The organism is Microbacterium sp. Root280D1, assembly GCF_001428975.1.
Taxonomy (GTDB): Bacteria; Actinomycetota; Actinomycetes; order Actinomycetales; family Microbacteriaceae; genus Microbacterium.
The window spans coordinates 209,624-230,523 of record NZ_LMJK01000002.1; the positions used below are offsets into that span (position 1 = coordinate 209,624).

Annotated in this window: 18 protein-coding genes; 13 read left to right on the forward strand and 5 right to left on the reverse strand. The window is 67.6% G+C overall.

Going from position 1 to position 20,900, the window contains the following annotated elements:
• Window positions 1-6: 6 nt before the first annotated feature.
• Window positions 7-1,260, forward strand: coding sequence for a CDP-glycerol glycerophosphotransferase family protein (locus tag ASE34_RS07105; protein WP_056278135.1), 1,254 nt, complete (start codon window positions 7-9; stop codon window positions 1,258-1,260).
• A complete protein-coding gene (locus tag ASE34_RS07110) occupies window positions 1,257-2,693 on the forward strand; it encodes a CDP-glycerol glycerophosphotransferase family protein (protein WP_056278138.1) in 1,437 nt (478 codons plus the stop codon). Before ASE34_RS07105 ends, ASE34_RS07110 begins: the two co-directional genes overlap by 4 nt.
• A 21-nt stretch (window positions 2,694-2,714) precedes the next feature.
• Here the strand turns inward: ASE34_RS07110 and ASE34_RS07115 are convergent, their stop codons facing one another.
• A complete protein-coding gene (locus tag ASE34_RS07115; RefSeq protein WP_053099055.1) occupies window positions 2,715-3,740 on the reverse strand; it encodes a glycosyltransferase in 1,026 nt (341 codons plus the stop codon).
• 153 nt (window positions 3,741-3,893) lie between these two features.
• On the opposite strand from ASE34_RS07115, the gene ASE34_RS07120 reads away from it, so the two are divergent.
• The 6 genes from ASE34_RS07120 to ASE34_RS07145 all read left to right on the forward strand — a co-directional run bounded on the left by ASE34_RS07120 (window position 3,894) and on the right by ASE34_RS07145 (window position 9,790).
• Window positions 3,894-5,177 carry a CDP-glycerol glycerophosphotransferase family protein gene (locus ASE34_RS07120; RefSeq protein ID WP_056278141.1) on the forward strand — a complete coding sequence of 428 codons (1,284 nt, stop codon included), beginning with the start codon at window positions 3,894-3,896 and terminating at the stop codon, window positions 5,175-5,177.
• Window position 5,178: 1 nt separating this feature from the next.
• Window positions 5,179-5,943 carry a biotin--[acetyl-CoA-carboxylase] ligase gene (locus ASE34_RS07125; RefSeq protein ID WP_230100650.1) on the forward strand — a complete coding sequence of 255 codons (765 nt, stop codon included), beginning with the start codon at window positions 5,179-5,181 and terminating at the stop codon, window positions 5,941-5,943.
• A gap of 57 nt (window positions 5,944-6,000) precedes the next feature.
• Window positions 6,001-6,555, forward strand: coding sequence for a PH domain-containing protein (locus ASE34_RS07130; RefSeq protein WP_056278146.1), 555 nt, complete (start codon window positions 6,001-6,003; stop codon window positions 6,553-6,555).
• Window positions 6,556-6,637: 82 nt separating this feature from the next.
• Window positions 6,638-7,762, forward strand: a complete 1,125-nt coding sequence (locus ASE34_RS07135; protein ID WP_053095616.1) for a 5-(carboxyamino)imidazole ribonucleotide synthase — start codon at window positions 6,638-6,640, stop codon at window positions 7,760-7,762.
• Window positions 7,763-7,871: 109 nt separating this feature from the next.
• Complete coding sequence (purE, locus tag ASE34_RS07140; protein WP_053099056.1) at window positions 7,872-8,339, forward strand: 5-(carboxyamino)imidazole ribonucleotide mutase; 468 nt, start codon at window positions 7,872-7,874, stop codon at window positions 8,337-8,339.
• An 80-nt stretch (window positions 8,340-8,419) separates the two neighbouring features.
• Window positions 8,420-9,790 carry an LCP family protein gene (locus ASE34_RS07145; RefSeq protein WP_222839157.1) on the forward strand — a complete coding sequence of 457 codons (1,371 nt, stop codon included), beginning with the start codon at window positions 8,420-8,422 and terminating at the stop codon, window positions 9,788-9,790.
• Between the two features lie 189 nt (window positions 9,791-9,979).
• On the opposite strand, the gene ASE34_RS07150 is transcribed toward ASE34_RS07145, so the two are convergent.
• Together ASE34_RS07150 and ASE34_RS07155 are read right to left on the reverse strand one after the other, a co-directional pair.
• Complete coding sequence (locus tag ASE34_RS07150; RefSeq protein WP_053095618.1) at window positions 9,980-10,561, reverse strand: hypothetical protein; 582 nt, start codon at window positions 10,559-10,561, stop codon at window positions 9,980-9,982.
• Between the two features lie 143 nt (window positions 10,562-10,704).
• Window positions 10,705-12,465, reverse strand: coding sequence for a DUF4012 domain-containing protein (locus ASE34_RS07155; RefSeq protein ID WP_053095619.1), 1,761 nt, complete (start codon window positions 12,463-12,465; stop codon window positions 10,705-10,707).
• Window positions 12,466-12,574: 109 nt separating this feature from the next.
• On the opposite strand from ASE34_RS07155, the gene ASE34_RS07160 reads away from it, so the two are divergent.
• On the forward strand, window positions 12,575-13,648 hold the full coding sequence (locus ASE34_RS07160; RefSeq protein ID WP_056278148.1) for a glycosyltransferase: 1,074 nt from the start codon (window positions 12,575-12,577) through the stop codon (window positions 13,646-13,648).
• 49 nt (window positions 13,649-13,697) lie between these two features.
• Here ASE34_RS07160 and ASE34_RS07165 read toward each other — a convergent pair whose 3' ends face one another.
• Window positions 13,698-14,441, reverse strand: a complete 744-nt coding sequence (locus tag ASE34_RS07165; RefSeq protein ID WP_053095621.1) for an ABC transporter ATP-binding protein — start codon at window positions 14,439-14,441, stop codon at window positions 13,698-13,700.
• The gene (locus tag ASE34_RS07170; RefSeq protein WP_053099057.1) at window positions 14,425-15,258 is read right to left on the reverse strand and encodes an ABC transporter permease; all 834 of its coding nucleotides are present in this window, start codon (window positions 15,256-15,258) and stop codon (window positions 14,425-14,427) included. Before ASE34_RS07170 ends, ASE34_RS07165 begins: the two co-directional genes overlap by 17 nt.
• Before the next feature lie 231 nt (window positions 15,259-15,489).
• Here ASE34_RS07170 and ASE34_RS07175 point away from each other — a divergent pair, with 231 nt between their 5' ends.
• The 4 genes from ASE34_RS07175 to ASE34_RS07190 are packed head-to-tail and all read left to right on the forward strand — an operon-like array spanning window position 15,490 to window position 20,895.
• Window positions 15,490-17,175, forward strand: coding sequence for a glycosyltransferase (locus ASE34_RS07175; protein ID WP_056278150.1), 1,686 nt, complete (start codon window positions 15,490-15,492; stop codon window positions 17,173-17,175).
• Entirely contained in the window at window positions 17,169-18,071 is a 903-nt protein-coding gene (locus ASE34_RS07180; RefSeq protein ID WP_056278153.1) for a glycosyltransferase family 2 protein, read from the forward strand. The genes ASE34_RS07175 and ASE34_RS07180 overlap by 7 nt, the downstream gene beginning before the upstream one ends.
• Window positions 18,068-20,008 carry a DUF6541 family protein gene (locus tag ASE34_RS07185; RefSeq protein WP_056278155.1) on the forward strand — a complete coding sequence of 647 codons (1,941 nt, stop codon included), beginning with the start codon at window positions 18,068-18,070 and terminating at the stop codon, window positions 20,006-20,008. The genes ASE34_RS07180 and ASE34_RS07185 overlap by 4 nt, the downstream gene beginning before the upstream one ends.
• Entirely contained in the window at window positions 20,005-20,895 is an 891-nt protein-coding gene (locus tag ASE34_RS07190) for a glycosyltransferase (protein WP_056278159.1), read from the forward strand. The genes ASE34_RS07185 and ASE34_RS07190 overlap by 4 nt, the downstream gene beginning before the upstream one ends.
• The last annotated feature ends 5 nt before the right edge of the window (window positions 20,896-20,900 follow it).

Sequence of the window (20,900 nt, forward strand, 5' to 3'; positions counted from 1 at the left end):
CGCGGGGTGGCGTCCTTCTCTTTCGGCTCCGGCAATGCGGCCAAGCTGCTTCGGATACCGCTCTATCTCGCCGGACGCGCCGGCACCCTCGTGATTCCGCGAGGCGCCCGATGGGTGTTCGGGTGCGGTGCAGGCGTCGGGGATGGGGCTCTCGCCCTGCACCGTGTCGCCGCAGCTGAGGGGCACGACACCGTGTGGCTCACGTCCTCCGATCGGGAAGACCGCGATGCCGCGGCGCTCGGCCTCCGCACGATGCGCAAGGGCAGCCTACGAGGGTGGTGGGCGACGGCGCGTGCCCGCGTCGTCGTCGTCACGCACGGCCTCGGCGACGTCAACCGCTATGCGGTGTCCGGTGCCTTCGTCGTGCAGCTCTGGCACGGCATTCCCCTCAAGCGGATCGGATTGGACTCACCCGCGACCACGCAGGTCCCGGACGTCCCCGGTGCGCCGCTGCTGCGTCGTCTCGTCGGCTTCCTGTACCGCCGAGCCGCTCAGCGGATCCGAGTCTTCCCGGCCGCATCCCACCGGTCGAGGGGTCGGCTCGAGTCGGCCTTCGCGCTCGGCGACGGCCGCGTCGTCGTCACAGGCGAGCCGCGCGTCGACGTGCTGTCCGCAGGCGACCCGACCGAGCGTCGGGCCGCCGCGTCCGATGCGCTGGCGCGCGTCGTCGGCGAATTGCCGACCGCATCTCGGACGATCCTCTACGCCCCGACCTGGCGCGACGGAGCCGATGATCCGGCAGTCCCGTCGGCGACTCAGTGGGTGCGGATCATCCAGATGCTCGAGCAGCGGGATGCCGTGCTGCTCGTTCGCTCCCACCCGCTCGGAGAGGGCGGGTATGCGCCTCCGCTGCCCAGCAGAAGGGTGCGGATGCTCGGCTCCGGCCTGCTGACCGACGTCACGCCGGTGCTGCCGGCGATCGATGTGCTCATCACCGACTACTCCTCGATGGCGTACGACGTGGGACTCTTGAGAATGCCGGTGCTGTTCCTCGCTCCCGACGCCGAGGACTACGCGCGGACGAGAGGCTTCTACGGTCGGTTCCAGGACGTCGCCGGCGACGACGCCGCGACCGGCTGGGACTCGCTCTTGCCGCAGCTGTCTGCACTTCTGGACGACGAGGACCTCTTCTCTGCACGCGCCGAGCGTTCGGGTACGCTCAGCGCGGAGATGCACGCCTTCCGCGACGGCGGCAACACCCGGCGCGTCTACGAGACAATCCGTGCGCGGGGGATCCCCGCGCCGAAGGGAGCAGCATGACCACGGCCCGGATCGATGAGGCGGCAGAGACGCTGGTCATCGCAGGCGCCGGCCAGCGCCCCACCACCGCCGAGCTGATCGGGCCGCGCGCCCGGGTCGCCGCGCGCATCACCGGCGGAGGCAAGACCTGGAAGGCGACGTTCCCGCTGCGCGCGGCACGGTGGGGCGGCCCTGAGCTCCCCCTGCCGACTGGGGACTACGAGCTGCACATTGCAGACGTGGAGCTCGGTGATCTCCTCGTCGCAGCGGAGGTGCTGACCGGCGTGCGCGTCGCCGTCGACGGGACGACCGTGCGCATCGCGGCCCCGATCGATCCCGCCTATGAGACGAGCGAGGGGCAGGCGACGCTCGAGGGCCGCTACCTCGCGCATCCCGGGGCGACCGAGAACGCCGTCTTCTTCGAGAGCTTCTACGGACGTGCCGTCGGCTGCAACCCGCAGGCGATCGACCGCGCCTTGTACGCGCAGGCGCCGGACGTCACGCGCTACTGGAGTGTGGTCGACCTGTCGGTGGCGGTTCCCGACGGGGCGATCGCGGTGGTCGAAGGCAGCCCGGAGTGGTGGCGTGCCCGCGCGGCATCCCGCCTGCTCGTGGTCAACGACTGGCTGCGCCGCCGCTTCGCCCGCAAGCCCGGCCAGAAGGTGCTGCAGACCTGGCACGGCACGCCCCTGAAGCGGCTGGCGCTGCATCGTCCGGGGTTCGCTCCTCGACGGATGGCGGCGGTCATCAAGGAGTCTCGACGCTGGGACGTGCTCCTGGCACAGAACACCTACTCCGAGCGCATTCTCCGCAAGGCGTACGCATTCTTCGGACGGCCCATCTGGGTCGAGGGGTATCCGCGGAACGACGCTCTGGTCACCGGGGATGCCGCAGCGATCCGCGCGGACCTGGGCATCGCCGACGGCGAGCGCGTGCTGCTGTATGCGCCCACCTGGCGCGACGACCGACCCGAGATGGTCGACTTCATCGACGCGGAGGAGCTCGCGAGGCAGACGGACTCCGTCGTGCTCGTGCGCGGCCACTCGCGAACGATCGACACGGGACGGGACCGAGCGGGCGCTCGCGTGATCGACGTCACCGGATACCCCGAGACCTCGCAGCTTCTGCTCGCCGCCGACGTGTTGATCACCGACTATTCCTCGGTGATGTTCGATTTCAGTGTCACGGGCAAGCCGATGTTCTTCCTCGTGCCCGACCTCGACCACTATCGCGGAGAGCTCCGTGGGTTCTACTTCGATCTCGAGACCCGCGCCCCCGGCCCTCTGGTCCGCACGCAGGATGAACTGGTCGCGGCACTCGCCGACGGCGAGCACGGGAACGTCTATGCCGAGCGATATCGTGCCTGGCGGGCGCAGTTCAACCCGCGGGATGACGGTCGCTCCGCCGAGCGGGTCGTCGCGCGGATCCTGGACCAGGGGTACGTCACCCGGTGAGCCGGTCGGCGGTGCGGCGCGTCAGGGGAGTGGCGTGTTGCGGGTGCCGAGTCGGGACGCGTCGACCGTGTCGCGAGCGCCGCGCAGCACGCCCTCGATGAAGCCGAGGCCCCAGGAGAGGTGCATGGTGGGCAGAACCAGCAGTGTCCACAGTCTCTGGCGCAGCCCGCCACCGCCGGGAAGGCAGGCGACGCCCACCACGAGCAGCAGATACGCCACCAGCGGCAGATAGACCACAGCCCCGACGACGAGCGAGAGAGCGCCGGAGAGGATGCCGGTCAGCTGCAGGACGCCGGTGAGGAGAGCGGCCGCGACGAGGACGACGAGCGCCGGGGGAGCGAAGTACCGGATGCCGTTGCGGCGTCCGTATCGTCGCACGAGTTCGCCGCGCCACGCGCCCGTGGCCCGGAACTGACGGGCGAGCCGCAGCCAGCTCTCGCGAGGCCAGTAGGTCACCGAGAGATCGGGATCGAACCAGACGAGATGTCCTGCCTGGCGGATGCGGAGGTTGAGCTCCCAGTCCTCTCCGCGACGTATCGACTCGTCGAAGAGCCCGACCTCGTCGAGCACCGACCGACGCATGACGCCGAGGTAGGCGGATTCGGCCTCGCCCTCGTGGGTGCCCCCGTGATAGGCCCCCCCGCCGAGGCCGACGGGGGAGTTGTAGAGGCGCGCGACGGAGGTCTGGAACGGCGTGCGCCCGTCAGCGCGCATCACACCGCCGACGTTCGCGGCACCCGTGCGTTCGAGAGTCGCGAGGGCGAGGGCCGCATAGCCCGGAGCGAGTTCGGAATGGGCGTCGACGCGGACGATCGTCGCGAAGCGGCTGGCCCGGATCGCGGCGTTCAATCCGACCGGGATGTGAGCTGCGGGGTTGTCGACGAGCCGGATCCGCGCGTCCCCGGCGGCCAGGCGTTGGGCGAGCTCCGTCGTGCCGTCGGTGGAAGGCCCGAGCGCGAGCACCAGCTCGGCCGGGACAGTGAGCTCCTGCTGGAGCACGGAGGCGACTGCGTGCTCCAGATAGGCGCGCTCGTTGAGCACGGGCATGACGAAAGACACTCCGTTCTCCGGGGCGGCGATGTCGTTGTCAGGCACATGACGATCATGGCATGCGCTTCTCGCGCGTTCGCTGATTCCCGGCACCGGTGATCTCGGAAGGCGTCAGGCGGGGCGAGCCGCCGCACTCGGTATCCTGGAGGGATGGGTGCTGTGTCCGATGCGAAGAAGGCCTACCGTCTGCTGAAGCGGGCGCTCGCCTCGCGCAAGGCTGTGCAGCGAGTGCGGCGGCGCCTCGCCGAGCGCGAACCGCACCCGCCGGAGCACTACCAGGTGGCGGTGTACTTCGCCGACGGCGACGTGAACATGTACCAGATGCGGCAGTGGTATCGCCCTCTCGTGGAGCTGTCGAAGCACTGGCCCGTCGTCGTGCTGTCCCGGTCGGCGACGGGCGCCGACAAGCTGCTCGACGAGGACGGTCCTCCCGTCGCCTTCGTCCCGACGATCCGTGATCTCGAACGCTTCCTCAGCACGCAGGACATCCGTGTCGTCCTCTACGTGAATCAGAACACCCGCAACTTCCAGATGTTCCGCTACGGCAGGCGCTGGCACGTGTTCATCAATCACGGCGAGTCGGACAAGATGTACATGACGACCAATCAGTACAAGGCGTACGACTACGCCCTGGTCGCAGGACAGGCTGCCCGTGACCGCCTGTCACGGACTCTCTGGGACTGGGACATCGATCGACGGACGATCGAGATCGGCCGGCCGCAGGCCGACCACTACTCGGGCACGCTGCCGTACGTTCCGGACGAGCGCACCGTGGTGCTCTACGCCCCGACGTGGGAGGGCGACCGCCCGAGCGCGCACTACGGGTCGATCGCCACCCACGGCGAGACCCTCGTCACGACGCTGCTCGCCTCGGAGAGGCACCGCGTGATCTACCGCCCGCACCCGCGAAGCGGCGTGATCGACGACGCGTACGGTGCCGCGCACCGACGCATCATCGCCGCCATCGCGGCCGCCAACGCCGCGGATCCGTCCGCACAGCACGTCTACGACGACGGCGCGGAGCTCGGATGGCAGCTGGCCGCCGCCGATGTCGCGATCGTCGACATCTCGGCGATGGTCTACGACCGCCTCGCAGTAGGCAAGCCGCTGATGATCACACGGCCGGCCGACGAGAGGGCATCGATCGACACCAACGGCTACCTGTCGGACTGTGAATGGCTCGACGCAGGCGCTGCGGGTGACATCGTCGCCGAGGTGGAACGCGTGCGTGCCGACGAGGTCGCCATCGCGAGGCTGCGCATGTGGGTGCAGCACTACTTCGGAGACACGACCCCCGGAGTGGCCACAGAGAAGTTCCACGCCGCGATCGCGCAGCTCATGCAGAAGTGGGATCGTTGGCAGGCGAACGAGATCGGGGCAGTGCGCACCGATGAGGACGATGACGACGAAGAGGCCGACGAAGAGGAGGTCTGACGTGGACCTTCCACTCACTGCCGCGGTCGCCTCATGTCTCGAGGTGCTGACCGAAGCAGGCTCGACGAACGACATCTTGAGCGAGCGAGCGCGCGATTCGCCGTCGACGCCGCACCTGTCCGTTGTCGTCACCGACAACCAGACGGCGGGGCGCGGCAGACTCGGCCGCTCCTGGACATCCGCGCCTGGCGCATCGCTCGCCGTCTCCGTGCTGCTGCGGAGGCTGCCCTCGGCGGCGGATTCGCGAGGCTGGATCCCGCTCGCGGCCGGAGTGGCGATGGCGGATGCGATCGCCGAACAGCTTCCCGACCACGACGTGGCGGTCAAATGGCCGAACGACATCTTGGTCGACGGTCGCAAGATCTGCGGAATCCTGGCGCAGGCGACTCAGGATGCGGTCGTCGTCGGAACCGGTGTGAACACGGCGATGACACGGTCGGAGCTTCCGGTGCCGACCGCGACGTCCTTCGCGATCCTCGGCGTCGAGGCCGACGCCGACAGGCTTCTCGCCACCTACCTGCGCGCACTCGATCAGCTGGTCTCCGAGCTCGCGGGAGCGGGCGACGCCGTCTCGAGCGGTCTCCACGCCGCCGCGACCGAGCGGTGCGCCACGATCGGTCTCGACGTCAGGGTCTCCCTTCCCGGCGATTCCGTCCTCGTCGGAAGAGCCACCGGACTCGACGTGGACGGTCGGCTCGTCGTGCAGGGGGAGGGTGCCGAGACATCGATCTCTGCCGGAGATGTGGTGCACGTCCGTCCGGCGTGAGTCTGACACGCCCGGCGCGCGAGCGGCGATGTCGGCGGTTGCGGGCACAATGGAGGGGTGACTCAGCCCGTGACTCTCGGCGGAAGGCCGACGATGCCACCGCCGGGTGCGCCCGCGGAAGAGCTGCTCATCGCCCGGTTCCGCACTCACGCCCGGAGGCTCTTCTGGTCGGCGCTCGTGCTCATCGCCGTCTTCGGTGCGACGTCCTTCTTCTACGACAACCTCCCGGCGCCGTTCGAGAACTGGATGCTGCTGAGTGCAGCCGGGGCGATCGTCCTCCTGTTGGTCGTCGTGCCCTGGGTCATCTGGTACTCGCGCTCCGTTACTCTCACCACGCGGAGGGTCATCGTCAATCACGGTATCGGCGCCCGCAACAGGCGGGAGATGTCGCACGCTCGGGGATACACGATCGGCGTCCGCCGCGGCATGATCCAGCGGATGTGGGGCGTCGGAACGATCACCCTCTCGAACGGGGTCGATGCGCCGTTGCGTCTGCCCAATGTCCCGAACGTGACGCTCGTGCACGAGACACTGGCCGATCAGATCGAGGTGAGCCAGATCCTGGCGCACCGCGATGCGCAGTCAGGTCACGACGGCACTGCCGGATTCTGAGCGCGGTACCGCGTCGGGCGGGACGCGTGAACGCCGCCCGCGCTGATGCGCGAGAATGGTCAGGACGAAATGGAGGCGGCCCATGGCGCTGCGCGTTGGTGTGATCGGTGGAGGCCAGCTGGCTCGGATGATGATCGCTCCGGCGGTCGAGCTCGGACTCGAGCTGAGGGTGCTCGCTGAGGACGAGGGGATGTCCGCGCAGCTCGCCGCGACCGCGGTCGGCGACTACCACGACCTCGAGGTCGTCCGCGCGTTCGTCCGCGACGTGGACGTCGTCACCTTCGACCACGAGCATGTGCCGCAGGAGGTGCTGCGGGCACTGGTCGCCGACGGGGTCGCCGTGCACCCGGGGCCGGACGCCCTGCAGTTCGCCCAGGACAAGCTCCTGATGAGGGCGAGGCTCGAAGAGCTCGGGGTTCCTCAGCCGGACTGGGCGCCGGTGCGCGACTCCTCCGAGCTGCAGGCATTCCTCGACGAGCACGACGGGCAGGGTGTCGTGAAGACCCCCCGCGGCGGATACGACGGCAAGGGAGTCCGCGTGGTCCGAGAGGCCGGCGAGGCTCAGGACTGGTTCGACGGGCTCGCCGACGGCGAGGCGCTGCTGGTCGAGGAGCTGGTCGGATTCGTGCGCGAGCTCGCGCAGCAGGTGGCTCGTCGTCCGGGCGGCCAGATCGTCGCCTACCCGGTGGTCGAGACGGTGCAGCGCGGGGGCGTGTGCGCAGAGGTGATCGCGCCGGCGCCTCATGCGGCCGAGCGCCTCGTCCGGGTCGCCGAGGAGATCGGTCGATCGATCGCGGAAGGACTCGGGGTCACCGGGATGCTTGCGGTCGAGCTCTTCGAGACCGACGATGAGCGCATCCTCGTGAACGAACTCGCCATGCGTCCGCACAACAGCGGCCACTGGAGCCAGGACGGCGCAGTGACCGGGCAGTTCGAACAGCACCTGCGCGCTGTCGCGGACCTGCCCCTCGGCGACACCGCGCCTCAGGCGGCGTGGTCCGTGATGGTGAACATCCTCGGAGGGCCGCAGACCGGCACGCTCGGCGACCGTTTCGCCGGAGCCATGTCCGAGCATCCGTCGGCGAAGATCCACACCTACGGAAAGAGCCCGCGACCGGGTCGGAAGGTCGGGCACGTCAATGTGACGGGCGACGACCTCGATGACGCGGTGTACGTCGCGCGCGCCGCGGCGGCGCACTTCGACTGAGCGTGCGGTCAGGGGTGTGCCGTTCGGGGTTTCTCCCAGCACCAGACCGTAGCCTGAGTGGGTGACTGAGCCACTGCACTCCTCCACCGCGCCCCTCGTCGGCGTCGTCATGGGTTCCGACTCCGACTGGCGCGTGATGAGCGACGCCTCTCAGTCGCTGAGCGACTTCGCTATCCCGCACGAGGTGGAGGTCGTCTCGGCGCACCGCACCCCCGACAAGCTCATGCAGTACGCGCGGGAAGCGCGCGGTCGCGGCATCCGTGTGATCATCGCAGGTGCCGGCGGGGCCGCTCATCTTCCCGGGATGCTGGCCTCGATGACCGCGTTGCCGGTCATCGGAGTCCCCGTTCCGCTCGCGTACCTCGACGGGATGGACTCGCTTCTCTCCATCGTGCAGATGCCCGCCGGAATCCCGGTCGCGACGGTGTCGATAGCGGGAGCGCGCAACGCGGGCATCCTCGCGGCGCGGATCCTCGGCACCTCCGACGATGACCTCGCCGATCGTGTCGAGGCCTATGCGCTCGACCTCGAAGCGCAGGTCGAGGAGAAGAACGATCGGCTGAAGGGGTCCCTGTGACCCTTGCGCCGCCGCGAGGTACGGCGCGACCACTGATCGAGAGCCGCCCGATCCGGCATCCGAACACCGCCGATGCGGGGATGATGACCAAACGCGGGTGGTGGCTGGTGCTGCTCAACCTGCTGGTGCCCGGTTCTGCCCAGGTTCTCGCCGGCAATCGCAGGCTCGGACGCTTCGGTCTCGGGGCGACGCTGACCGCATGGCTGCTCGTGATCGTGGGCGCAGGGCTGGCGCTGTTCGCTCGTCCTGTGCTGCTGTGGCTCACGGTGGGCGGAGGCTGGTTCTCCGCGGTCATCCTGACTCTCGTCCAGGTGCTGCTGATCGCCTACCTCGTGCTGTGGGTGGTGCTCACCTTCGATGTGCTGCGGCTCGTCCGACTGGTCAGGGTTCCGGGCCCGTCCAAGTTCGCGATCCCACTCGTCGCCCTGCTTCTGCTCGGTCTCGTCGGAACCGGAACGGCATACGCGGCGTCGTACGTCGGCACAGCCCGGGGAACGATCAGTACGATCTTCGGACAGAGCGGGCCCAGCCTGCCGCCGAGCGAGGGGTATTACAACATCCTGCTGCTCGGAGCGGACAGCGGCGAGGGCCGAGACTCGATGAGGTTCGACAGCATCTCGGTGGTCTCGGTGAACGCGACCACCGGCGCCGTGACGATCACCGGGATCCCGCGCGAGCTGCCCAATGCGCCCTTCAGCGAGGGAAGCCCGATGCAGGCTCTGTATCCCAACGGCTTCGAGGGCCACAGCTCCAGCGCGTGCGGCTGGAACGGCTGGATGAACCACGTGCGCAATGCCGCAGAGATCTGCCGTGACGACAACGGCACGGGCCTGTACCCGGACGCCGCATCGCACGGTTCCGATCCCGGCATCGAGGCGACCAAGGATGCGGCGGAGGGCGTTCTCGGCATCGAGATCCCGTACTACGTCTTCGTCGACATGCACGGCTTCGCTGCGCTCGTCGACGCGCTCGGCGGTGTGGACATCACTGTGACGGAGCGGCTGCCCAAGGGTGGCCCACCCGAGGGCACCGACCCGTATGACGTCGACGCATGGGCGATCGGGTGGATCGAGGTCGGCGAGCAGCACATGGACGGTGACACGGCGCAGTGGTATGCGCGATCGCGGTACACGACGAGCGACTGGGATCGGATGAAGCGCCAGCGCGAACTGCAGGAGGCGATCCTCGCGCAGTTCACCCCGCAGACGGTGCTCACGCGCTTCAACGAGGTGGCCGCCGCGGGTACCGCGCTGATCAGCACCGATCTGCCTCAGGACAAGCTGCCCGAGTTCTTCGACCTGATGACGAAGGCCCGGGAGCAGACCGTCGCCACGATCGAGCTCACTCCTGACAACGGGGTGGACGAGCACACCCCTGACTACGGGTACATCCACGAGCTGGTCCGGCAGACGCTGCACCCGCCGACGGAGACGCCGACGCCGACTCCGTGATCGGCGACGTCGATCGGGATGTTCTCCCTCGAACGGCCGGTGCACATGAGTGAGCCCACGGCCGCCACCTGAGAGTGAAGGTGGCGGCCGTGGGCCTCCGGTTCAGGACCGGATTCACCAGACGACGGTGATCGGAGGGGGAGGGATCACCGTCGTCCAGTCGGTTCCCGCTGAAAGCGGGGACCTGACCTAGGCGCGCTTACGGCGCGTGACGCCTGTGGCGACGAGAACTCCACCAGCCACCAGAGCAGCTGCCCCACCTCCGAGAACCCACGGCGAGACGCTGCCGCCCGTGAGGGCGAGCTCGAGCCCGCCGCCGGTGAGCGGAAGCTCCGTGCCCGCGGCCGCGACACCGGGATCGTGGTCGCAGCTCACCGCCGAATCGTGGCCGTGCGAGACGGTGATCGTCGCCGTGTACGACCGCGACCCGTCGAAGGCGAGTGCGTAGGAGCCCTCGCCGTCGGCCGGCGGGCGGAAGGTGACGACGAGGCTGCCGTCCGCCGCGGCCGTGTTGCCCGAGACAGCGGAGTCGCCCGCGTTGAGGCCAGAGACCGACACTCCGACGTTCTCAGACGGCAGGAAATAGCCTGCGCCGAAGACGACGGTGGACACTTCGCAGATGTCGATGATCGGATCATCGACGCTCACCCGCGGCGTGCCGGCATACGAGTCGGACTCGGTCGGAACGACCGGTGAGGCGGAGGCGACAGCAGGTGCCATGAGCACGAGTACGCCAGCGGTAAGGCTGATGGCAGCCAGTTTCTTCAGCATGATTCTCCCCAGAAATACACGCGGAATCGCCTTCGGATACACCCCTGCATCCGACTGCGTGAGCTCTTCCTGTCCCCACGACAGAATTGCAGAACTCAGATATTCCCCAGTGAGAATGACCCTACATCATCGAATCAAGAAAGTCACGACGCGCAACGCAGTTGTTCGCGGGACACGTCGGGTGCGGTGACCATGGGCGTGTGATCGACCACCGTCAGTCGTTCTCCGGCGCCGGTTCCCTGATATTCGACGGTGATCGTCGACGATTCGCCCGGAGCCAGCAGCACCTCGTGCTGAACGGCGGAGCGGGAGCCGAGCAGAGCCGTTTGCACACTGACCTCTTCTCCGTCGCGATCGATATGAGACGGGGTCGCGCCCTCGGGGCCGTACACGGTGATCAGGGTCCTGGTCGACCCGGCGGGTACTCCGTAGAACCCGTTAGCGGTCACGTATGGCGGCAGCGCCGTCCCGGCGTCCGCGGGCGCGTCGTTCTTCCAGGTCACCGTCACCTGCGTGGTCGGTTCGCCGTCGCACGTGCCGATCGACGTCGTGATGGCCGCGTCCGCGTAGAAGTCCATCTTCCCGCCGGTCGTGTCGTTGAAGAGCACGCCGACGTGGGTCTGGGGGCCGTCCTCGGGCAGCGCCCCGCCGAGCGTCGACGCCGACAGGATCGCCTCCTCATCCTCATGCGCGCTCCAGATGCGGATGCGTCCCTCGTCGGCCGACTCGGCGAGGGCGGCGACGAGATCCTTCGGGGCCGCTTCGGTCAGTGCAGCGGACAGCAGCGCTCCCGCCGCCTGGGAGAAGATCTCATCCTGCGCCGCCGGATCGGGCACGCTGGCGTAGATCTCCGAGATCAGCAGGCCCACGACGGTGTCTTTCGTCGCGCTGAACGGCCCGAAGGTGAGCGGGCCCGTGGCTGCGACGAGGTTCTCCGTCATCACGGCGTCGACCGCGATGACGCCATCGATGGGGTGCCCGAATCGGTTCTGCCACCGCGCCGCGATCGCGGGGCCCGCTTCGGTGAAGTCCGGAATGCTCGTCAGGTTCTGCATATACCGACCGGGGCTGTCCTCGAAGAGGGCGACGGTCGACTCGCTCAACGGCAGCGGCGTGTCGAGGGAGGGGAAGTCCGGAACGGAGGCCTGCTGCACGAGCGTGATCCGGCCGTTCTCGGCGTGCAGCAGGGCGATCGCCCCGATGATGCCGCCGGACGATCGCAGCTCGGCATTGTTCTGCATCGCGAGCACATAGTTGCGGGGACCCTCTCCGCCGAGCATGCTCGGCAGCAGCGCGGACGCTCCATGCAGCGCTCCCACGACGGTGGCAGCCTGCGTGACGGCCGATCGCATCTCTCGCACGGCATCGGCGAGCGGAGGAATCGTCGCGCCCGCGTCGATGTCAAGCGCTCGCGTCTCCGCAGAGGTCAGCGTGGCACTCGCCTCAGCCAACGGGGGCTCGATCTGCGCGAAAGGCGTGAGGTCCACGACGCCACCCGAGAGGCCCAGACTCGCCAGATCGAGTTCCTCAGCGGCGGCCAGCACCGGAACGAGCGCGTCCGACGCGACGTCGTCGGCGATCTCGGCGACGTCGCTCACCGCCGAGAAGTTCGGTCCGAGCCAGGGCAGCAGACCGAAGCCTGACCAGATCGGATCGGATGTCAGGTCGTGCGCGGACCGTGCGTGGTGAGCGATGCGCGCAGAGAGCGTTGCGGCTGTGTCGAGGTCGCCCTGCCCGATCGCCTGCTTGAGCTTCGACGACGCGGCCGAGACCTGCTGCAGATCATTCACGGCTCCGATCCCACGGATGCCGACCCAGCCGATCGCGAGCACGACGAGGGTCACGATCGCGCCGATGGTCCACCGCAACCATCGACGACGTACAGGCAGGCGTCCGTCACTCACCCCTGCATTCAAGCACGAAGCGAGATATCGGCGGCGGACGGCCCCGCAATCCTCCGCGCACCCGGTGCTGCTCCCAGGTTCGGGGCGGGTGGGCGATTACTGTTGTCGCATGGGTGCTCGGCTGCGTGTTGTTCTGGATCAGCTGACGCATGTCGTGCACGCGGACCACGCCTCAGCGGCGTCGGACCTCACCGCTGCGCTCATCTCGACCGCCCCCTCCGGGTGCGAGGTCGAGGCCATCGTCCCGTCGGGCGTCGACGTGCAGATCCCGGGTCTGGTCGACGTGCGCAGACTGTCGCTCGCGCGGCGCGAGCTCGCGGCGTCCTGGCAGTTGGGCATCGCCCCCGGGGTGGGCGGGGGGCTCATCCACTCGCCGACCCTGATGGCTCCGCTGGTGCGTCACGACCGCCTGCACGACCTCGATCAGACGACAGTCACGCTGTGGGATCTGCAGGCGTGGGACGAGCCGGATTCGCTCACCAAGTCCGTGGTCGCCTGGCAGCGGGCGATGCTGAAGCGAGCCGTCAAGCACGCGGATGCCGTCGTGGTGCCCTCCCACTCGGTCGGTGAGCGACTGGCGGAGATCGCGAAGCTGAGCGGACGGATTCGCGTCATCCCTGGGGCCGCCCCAACTGCTCTGGTGATGCCCCTCGACGCGCGAGAACGACGAGCCGCTCTGTCCCTGACGGAAGGATATGTGCTGCTCACCGGATCGGCGCAGTCGCTCGAGCACGGCTTCCGGGCAGCTGTCGCATCCGGCAGGGATGCCGTCGTGCTCGACGCTCCGGAGGGGGCAGAACCGCGACTCGTCGAGGTCGCAGTGGCCGCAGGGCTGCCTGAAGCACGGGCCCACATCCGTGGCGCACTGTCGACGGAGGATCGGGCGGCCGTCTTCGCCGGGGCGTCGGCGCTGGTCGCGACCAGCCCACGCGCTGCGTGGCCATGGCGTGCGGTCGAGGCCATGACCCTCGGTGTGCCGGTGGTCGCCGTCGACAGCGGAGTCCATCGGGATGTGATCGCTGACGGGGGCGCGATCGTGCCGTCGACCGAGATGGCCGAGGCCGTCGTCGATGCGGTCGGAGACGGCGCACGGCGTCTGAGCGTGCTCGGCGCGGATCGATCGAGGTCGTTCTCCTGGCTCGGCGCGGCCGAGCGTGTGTGGGGACTCCACGCGGATCTCTGAGACGACCGGCACCGCTGTCGTCGAGCTCGCCGACAGCGTCAGCGGGCTCTCAGGAGCGCATGACCTCGACGGCTTCCGCGCTCGGTCCATCGAAGCGCACTTTGCCCTTCTGGAGCAGGATGCCGCGGTCGCACAGGTTCGAGACCATGTTGAGGTCGTGGCTGACCACGACGAGCGTCTTCCCCTCAGCGTGCAGTTCGCGCACACGAGCGAGGCACTTCTTCTGGAACGGCTCGTCGCCGACCGAGAGGATCTCGTCGATCAGCAGGACGTCCATCTCGGTGTGGATCGCCACGGAGAACGCGAGTCTGAGGAACATGCCGGACGAATAGTGCTTCACCTCGGTGTCGATGAACTGCTCGATCTCGCTGAACGCGACGATCTCGTCGTACCGAGCCTCGGTCTCCTTCTTGCTCATGCCGAGGATCGCGGCGTTGAGGAAGATGTTCTCGCGTCCGGACAGATCGGGGTGGAACCCCGCGCCGACCTCGATCAGGCCGGCGATGCGGCCGCGAGTGAGCACGGTGCCGGCATCGGGCTCGAGAACACCCGAGATCAGCTTGAGCATCGTCGACTTGCCCGATCCGTTGAAACCGAGGAGAGCGACGGATTCGCCCTGCTGGATGTCGAACGACACGCCGTCCAGGGCGTGGAAGTCGGTCGTCAGCGGCTTGCGACGGATCGCGGCGAGAGCCGTCTCCTTGATCGAATGCGTGTGCCGGAGCTTGAACGTCTTGTGGACGTCGTCGATGATGATCCGCGGAAGTGGCTGCGCATCAGAGATCTTGGGCAAAGCGGCCCTCCAGTCGGCGGAAGACGAGCTGGCCGATGACCAGCGCGATGAGAGACGTCACGAGGGCGATGAGCCCGTACATCCACACGTCGGGGAGCGGGGACGCGTCAGGCCCGAGCGGGAACCAGACGCCGTAGTGGAAGAGCTCCACGGCGGCGGTGATGGGGTTCAGTCGATAGAGGACGAAGAGCCAGTCGGGTACGACATTGGCGACCTGCGTCCACTCGTACATCACGGGGGAGGCCCAGATCGCGACCATCACGATGATCTCGACGAAGCTCTGCGCATCGCGGAACGTCACGTTGATCGACCCGAAGAAGAGCCCGAGGCCACTGGCGAGCACGGCGATGATGACGAGTGCGAGAAGGATGGCGCCGAGCGAGGCGAAGGTGGGCGCCCACCCGAAGAACAGCGAGATGGCGATCACGACGATGATCTGCGGCACCGTGTTCACGGCGGCGATCATCATGCTGGCGATCGGGAACATCTCGCGAGGCAGGTAGATCTTCTTGATGAGCGCCGCGTTGTCGACCAGGGACCGGGTGCCGTTGGAGAACGCCTCGTTGAAGAAGGTGACGACGGTGATGCCCGAGAGCAGATAGATCGGGAAGTAGTCGACGCGGTCGTTCAGGCCGAGGAACACGCCGATCGCGACGAAGAACACCACGAACTGCACGAGTGGCTTCACGTACGACCACAGCCAGCCGAAGATGGAACCCCGATACCGGATCTGGACTTCCTTGCGCACGATGAGCGAGAGGAGATGCCGTTGCCGGAAGACCTCGAGGAGCCCTCGATTCGCGCCAGGAGTCGTCATTCTCTGGTCGTCGGCTGTGCGAGCCTGTTGCACCGCGATTCCACCTTCCGAGGCGCCGACGGTCTCGGGCGCACCGAGAGCAATCATACGATCCTCCGCGCGGTGTCCCTGGCAGATCGATGGGGATGCGTCCGAACGCGCGGCACAGGCGCAACCCAGGGTCAGGGGCTGGGCCGCTGGTAGGATCGCGGAGGTCTCGTGCGTCCGTCGATCCGAAAGCAAACTGTATCCGTGACACCTCTTCAAGCTCTCGATCAGCCTGCACTCTTCCGCTTCGAGGACCCGCAGACGGGCGCCGATCTGTCGGAGCGCGAACGCCGCCTTCTCGTCGGCGCGTTGAACTTCCACGCGCTCATGGCACCTCAGCGAAAGCTGCGGATCCATCTCTACGACGGCTCGGTGGAGACGACGCCTCGACTGACCGACGACAGCACGTTCGACGGACTCTCGAGGAACAACCGACACCGCATCGGGAGCTTCGACATCGTCAGCTCCGTCTCCGTCGAAGAGCGTGAGCCCGAGCGTGCGGAAGCGGCCTCGGCCCGTCTCGTGGCGTCGCCCGCCAGGCATCTGCACGTGTCATCCGACGATGTGCTCGACTCGGACCCTTACCGCCCGCAGCGTCCCGGCCTGGTCGGCCGGATCGCACGGAGCGTCAAGTCGCGCGCGCCGCTGCTCTACGACGACGCCCGGGACCTCTCGCTGCTCAGATTCCGCCGCAAGCTCACGACGGCCATCGAGCCTCGCGATTACGAGGCGGAGTTCCGTCCGGGGGGCGCACACGAGGACGACGTGATCGTGCCGGCCGGCCCGGTTCTCGACGGGGCGCCGAAGGCCGTGATCATCGGACTCCACTGGTTCGAGCTCGGTGGCGCCGAACTCTGGGCGTTCGAGACGGTGCGTCTGGTGCGCGAGGCCGGCTTCCTTCCCATCGTGCTGACCAATCGGGACTCTCACCAGCCATGGGTCACACGGCCCGAGCTCGACGGAGCGCTGCTCATCCCGTTCTCCGAGCCCACCGTCACCTCGCAGACCGCCGGCGTCGAACCGCTGCTCCGCTCGCTGCTGCGCACCTTCGACGTGCGCGGTGTCGTCATCCACCACAATCAGTGGCTGTACGACCGGGTCGCCTGGATCGCCGCATCGCGTCCCGGCATCCCCATCATCGACAGCACTCACATCGTCGAGTACACCGGCGGCGGGTATCCGTTGAGCAGTGCGATCGCGTCCCGATCGATCACGACGCATCACGTCATCTCGCCGAGCCTCGCCCGCTGGATGACCGATGTGCAGCGCATCCCTGCTGACCGTGTGGTCATGGCACCGCTCGGCGGACTCACCGTGAAGCCGAAGGATGCCGTGTTCCGTCCGCGGACCGCGGGTGAGCAGTTCACCGTCGCGTTCATCGGCCGGATGGCCCGGCAGAAGGCGCCCGAGGTGTACATCACCATGGCGAGGCGGTTGAAGCGCCAGGGATACTCGCTGCGTTTCATCCTTCACGGCGGCGGCGAGCTGTCGAGCTGGGTCGATGACATCATCCGTGCCGAGGGGCTGGGGGAGGACATCGTCCGACGCAGCTCGGACACCCCTGTCTCCGAGACGCTCGATGAAGCGCATGTGCTCGTCGTCGCGTCGCACAATGAGGGACTCACGCTCACGACGCTCGAGGCGATCGCACACGGTGTGCCCGTGATCTCGACGGATGTCGGGGCACAGAGCGACATCATCCCCGAATCCGCTCTGGTTCCGCGTCACGCACGTGTCGCCGCCCGTCGACTCGCCGAGGCGGTGGCCCCGCTCGTCGATGACGAGGAGTCGAGGGAAGCGCTGTGGCGGAAGGAGCGCAAGGCGGAGAAGAAGTTGCTGTCCCAGCAGTCCGCGAGTTCATGGTTCAAGGAAGAGGTGGGCTCATGGTGAGTGTCGCTGGAGTGGTCGTCACGTTCAATCGGCTCGAGAAGCTGAAGACGGTGATCGCATCGATCGAGGCGCAGACGCACGCCGTCGAGACGCTGTTCGTCATCGACAACGCCTCGACCGACGGCACGGCGGAGTACCTGGCATCCCTCGAGACGTCCGTCCCCCTCGAAGTCGTGACCATGTCGACCAACTCCGGGGGAGCGGGTGGCTTCTCCGAGGGGATGCTGCGCGGATACGCCTCCGGCGCGGACCACGTGTGGATCATGGACGATGACTGCTATCCGAAGCCGGAAGCGCTCGAGAGCCTCATCGCCGGATTCGACGGGGCCGTCCAGGAACTCGGCGGCGACGTCCCCTTCGCATGTTCCGTCGTCGAGTTCACCGACGGCAGCATCTGCGAGATGAACAACCCCGTGACGACGTGGGACTGGGGTCGTCTGCTCGTCAAGGGCCAGAACAATGTCATGGTCACAGCGTGCTCGTTCGTCTCCGTGCTCATTCCACGCTGGGCGATCGCGGAGTACGGGCTTCCCTACTCCGAGTACTTCATCTGGTTCGACGACCGCGAGTACACCCTTCGCCTCACCGCTCGTTGCCCCGGCGTGCAGGTGCTCGACAGCGTCGTGGTCCACGACATGGGCGACAACCGCGGAGTGAACTTCGCGATGGTCGACCGCAAGAGCCTCTGGAAGTTCTCGTACGGCGTGCGCAACGAGGCCTCCTGGCAGCTGCACCATCGCGGATTCCTGTACTTCATCGAGTTCGGCGCACGGCTCTTCGTGAGCCTGCACCGCGGTCGCGTCCCGCTGGATCTGCGCGCGAAGCTGCTCGGCAAGTGGCTGAAGGGCATCACCTTCAATCCGAAGGTCCGCTACCCGGAGGCTGAGGCGGCGTGAGCTGGGTCTCGATCCTGCCCGCACTGATCGTCACCGGAGCTCTTCTCTTCCTCCCGGGACTCCTGCTCGGCTTCCTCCTCCGCCTGCGCGGAATGAGACTCCTCGCGCTGGCACCGGCGCTGAGCGTCTCCCTCGTCGCGGTCGCCGCCATCGCAGCGCCTTTCGTGGGAATCCGATGGAGCATCCTGCCCGTCCTCGTACTCACCGCGGTGGCGTCGCTCGCCGCCTTCTTCTGGTCGAAGCACGTCGGAGTCCCGACGAGACCACGCACGCACGTGAGCGCGAGGCAGCTGGTCGCGATCATCGTCTCCATCGCAGTGCCCGCTGCGCTGATCGCGTTCGTGCTCGTGCGGAGCATGCACGACCCAGAGTTCTTCTCACAGCGTTACGACAACTTCTTCCATCTGAACGCTGTGCAGTACGTCCTGGACACCGGGAACGCATCGCCGCTGTGGCTGGGAAGCATGACGTCGCCGGCCGGCGTCCCCTTCTACCCGTCCGGATGGCACGCGCTCGTCTCCATCGTCGTCGCCCTGAGCGGGGCATCCGTGCCCCTCGCCACCAATGCGATGATCATCGTCGTCGCGGCGGTCGTCTGGCCGATCGGCGCGGTGTTCCTCGTGCGCGAGCTTCTGGGACGAAACCAGATCATGACGGTGATCGCGGGCGCTCTGGCTGCCGCCTTCCCGGCGTTCCCCTTCCTGCTCCTGCACTACGGGGTGCTCTATCCGCTGTTCCTCGGCCTGGCCGTGGCTCCGGCCGCGATCGTCGTCGCCTGGTGGCTTCTCAGGCCCGGGCAAGTGTCACGTCGCCAGGACTGGGCCCTGCTGTTGGTGCTCGTCGTGCCGGGCCTGGGTGTCGCGCACCCCGGGGCTCTCATGGCGGTCGTCGCTCTCACGGTGCCCTTCGTCCTTGCCAGGCTTCTGCATCAGATGAGGGCTCCCGGACGCCCGCGGGTGATGGCGATGGGCCTGCTCGTCGCCTACGCCGCCGTCGGCGTGGTCCTCCTGCAGGTCGTGCGTCCCCCCGGAAGCCAGATCTACTGGCCCATCATCAACACCGTGCCCGACTCCATCGGTGAGGTCGTCGCGGCGAGCGTGTACGGCTACCCGAGTTCGCTCGGGATCACCGCTCTGATGATCATCGGCGCGTACAGCGTGATCCGCCGAGGCACCTATGCGCGGTGGTCGGTCCTGGCGATGGCGGTCATCTCCGCCGTGCTCTATATCATCGTGTCGGCGTCACCGTATGAGACGCTCCGGTTCTGGTTCACGGCCCCGTGGTACAACAACCCGCCTCGTATCGCCGCGTTCTGGGCGATCGGAGTCCTCCCGCTCGCTGCGCTCGGTGGCATCGTGCTGGTCACATGGCTTCTTCGTCAGCGCCTGCTCGCGCCGGTGCGGCGCTTCTCCGAGCGTCTGCCGATCGTCCTGATCGCCGTCGTCGTGATCGCACTCGTCGGAGTCACCCAGAACGCCGCGATCCGGCAGGCGGCAGCAGATATCGAGTTCACCTACGAGCTGCGACCGGGTGGGCCGATCCTGTCTCCGGACGAGCTCGATCTCATGGAGGATCTCGACGAGCTCGTTCCCGAGGATGCCGTCATCGCGGGAGACCCGTGGACCGGAGCGTCCTTCGCCTATGGCGTGAGCGGACGACGCGTCCTCATGCCGCATCTCCTGATGGATCTCACCGACGACGCCGAGGCGATCAACACGAAGCTGAACACAGACGGCGACTCTCCGCAGGTGTGCGACGCCCTCGAGGACACCGGTGTCGCGTACGTCCTCGACTTCAGCGCCGACGGCGACTTCCAGGAGAACGACGGCGACTACTCGGGACTCGACGACCTCGAGAGCTCGCCTTACGTCGAGCTCGTCGAGCAGCGCGGAGATGCGAAGCTCTACAAGATCGTCTCGTGCGGACTCGGCTCATGACGTACGAGATCTTCGTGCCTTTCTGGGGAGACCCCGAACAGCTCTACGAGACCGTCGAATCGGTGCGCGCCCAGACGGACCCGGACTGGCGGCTGACCATCATCGACGACTGCTATCCCGATGAGTCCGTCGCGGCGCACTTCGACGAGGAGTCGGACGAGCGGATCATCTACACCCGGAACGAGCACAACGTCGGGATCACCGAGAACTTCCGGGAGTCGGTGCGCCGCGCGTCCGGGGACTTCGTCACGATCCTCGGCTGCGACGACCTCCTGCACCCGAACTACGTGGCGGTCGTCCGCGCCGCGGCGCGTGCCGTGCCCCACGCGGATGTGATCCAGCCGGGAGTCCAGGTCATCGATGAGCGCGGCGCGGTCGTGCTGCCCCTCGTCGATCGGATCAAGCAGCGCCTGCTCACCCCGAAGGGCCAGGGGATCACCGTGTTCAACGGCCCTGACATGGCCACGACGCTGATCCGGGGCAACTGGCTGTATTGGCCCTCGCTCTCGCTGCGGGTCGAGACGCTGCGCAGGATCGACTTCACGGATGACCTCGCCGTCATCCAGGATCTCGCTCTCCTCATGGACATCGCGTTCGACGGGGGCACGCTGGCGTATACGCCGCCGCTCGCGTTCTCCTATCGGCGTCATCTGGCGAGCGCGTCTCAGAAGACGCTGCTCGACGGCAGTCGTTTCCTCGACGAGCGTCGGTACTACCGCATCGCGCGTCGATCGGCCGCTGCGCGGGGATGGAGCCGCACAGCGCGGACCGCGAGAGTACGTCTCATGTCCCGTCTGCACGGGATCGCCGCGTTGCCCCTCGTCCTGAGGCATGGCACGGCGCGGGGTGTGCGGTCGGCCCTGGCGCACGTCGCGGATCCCCGCTGAGGGTC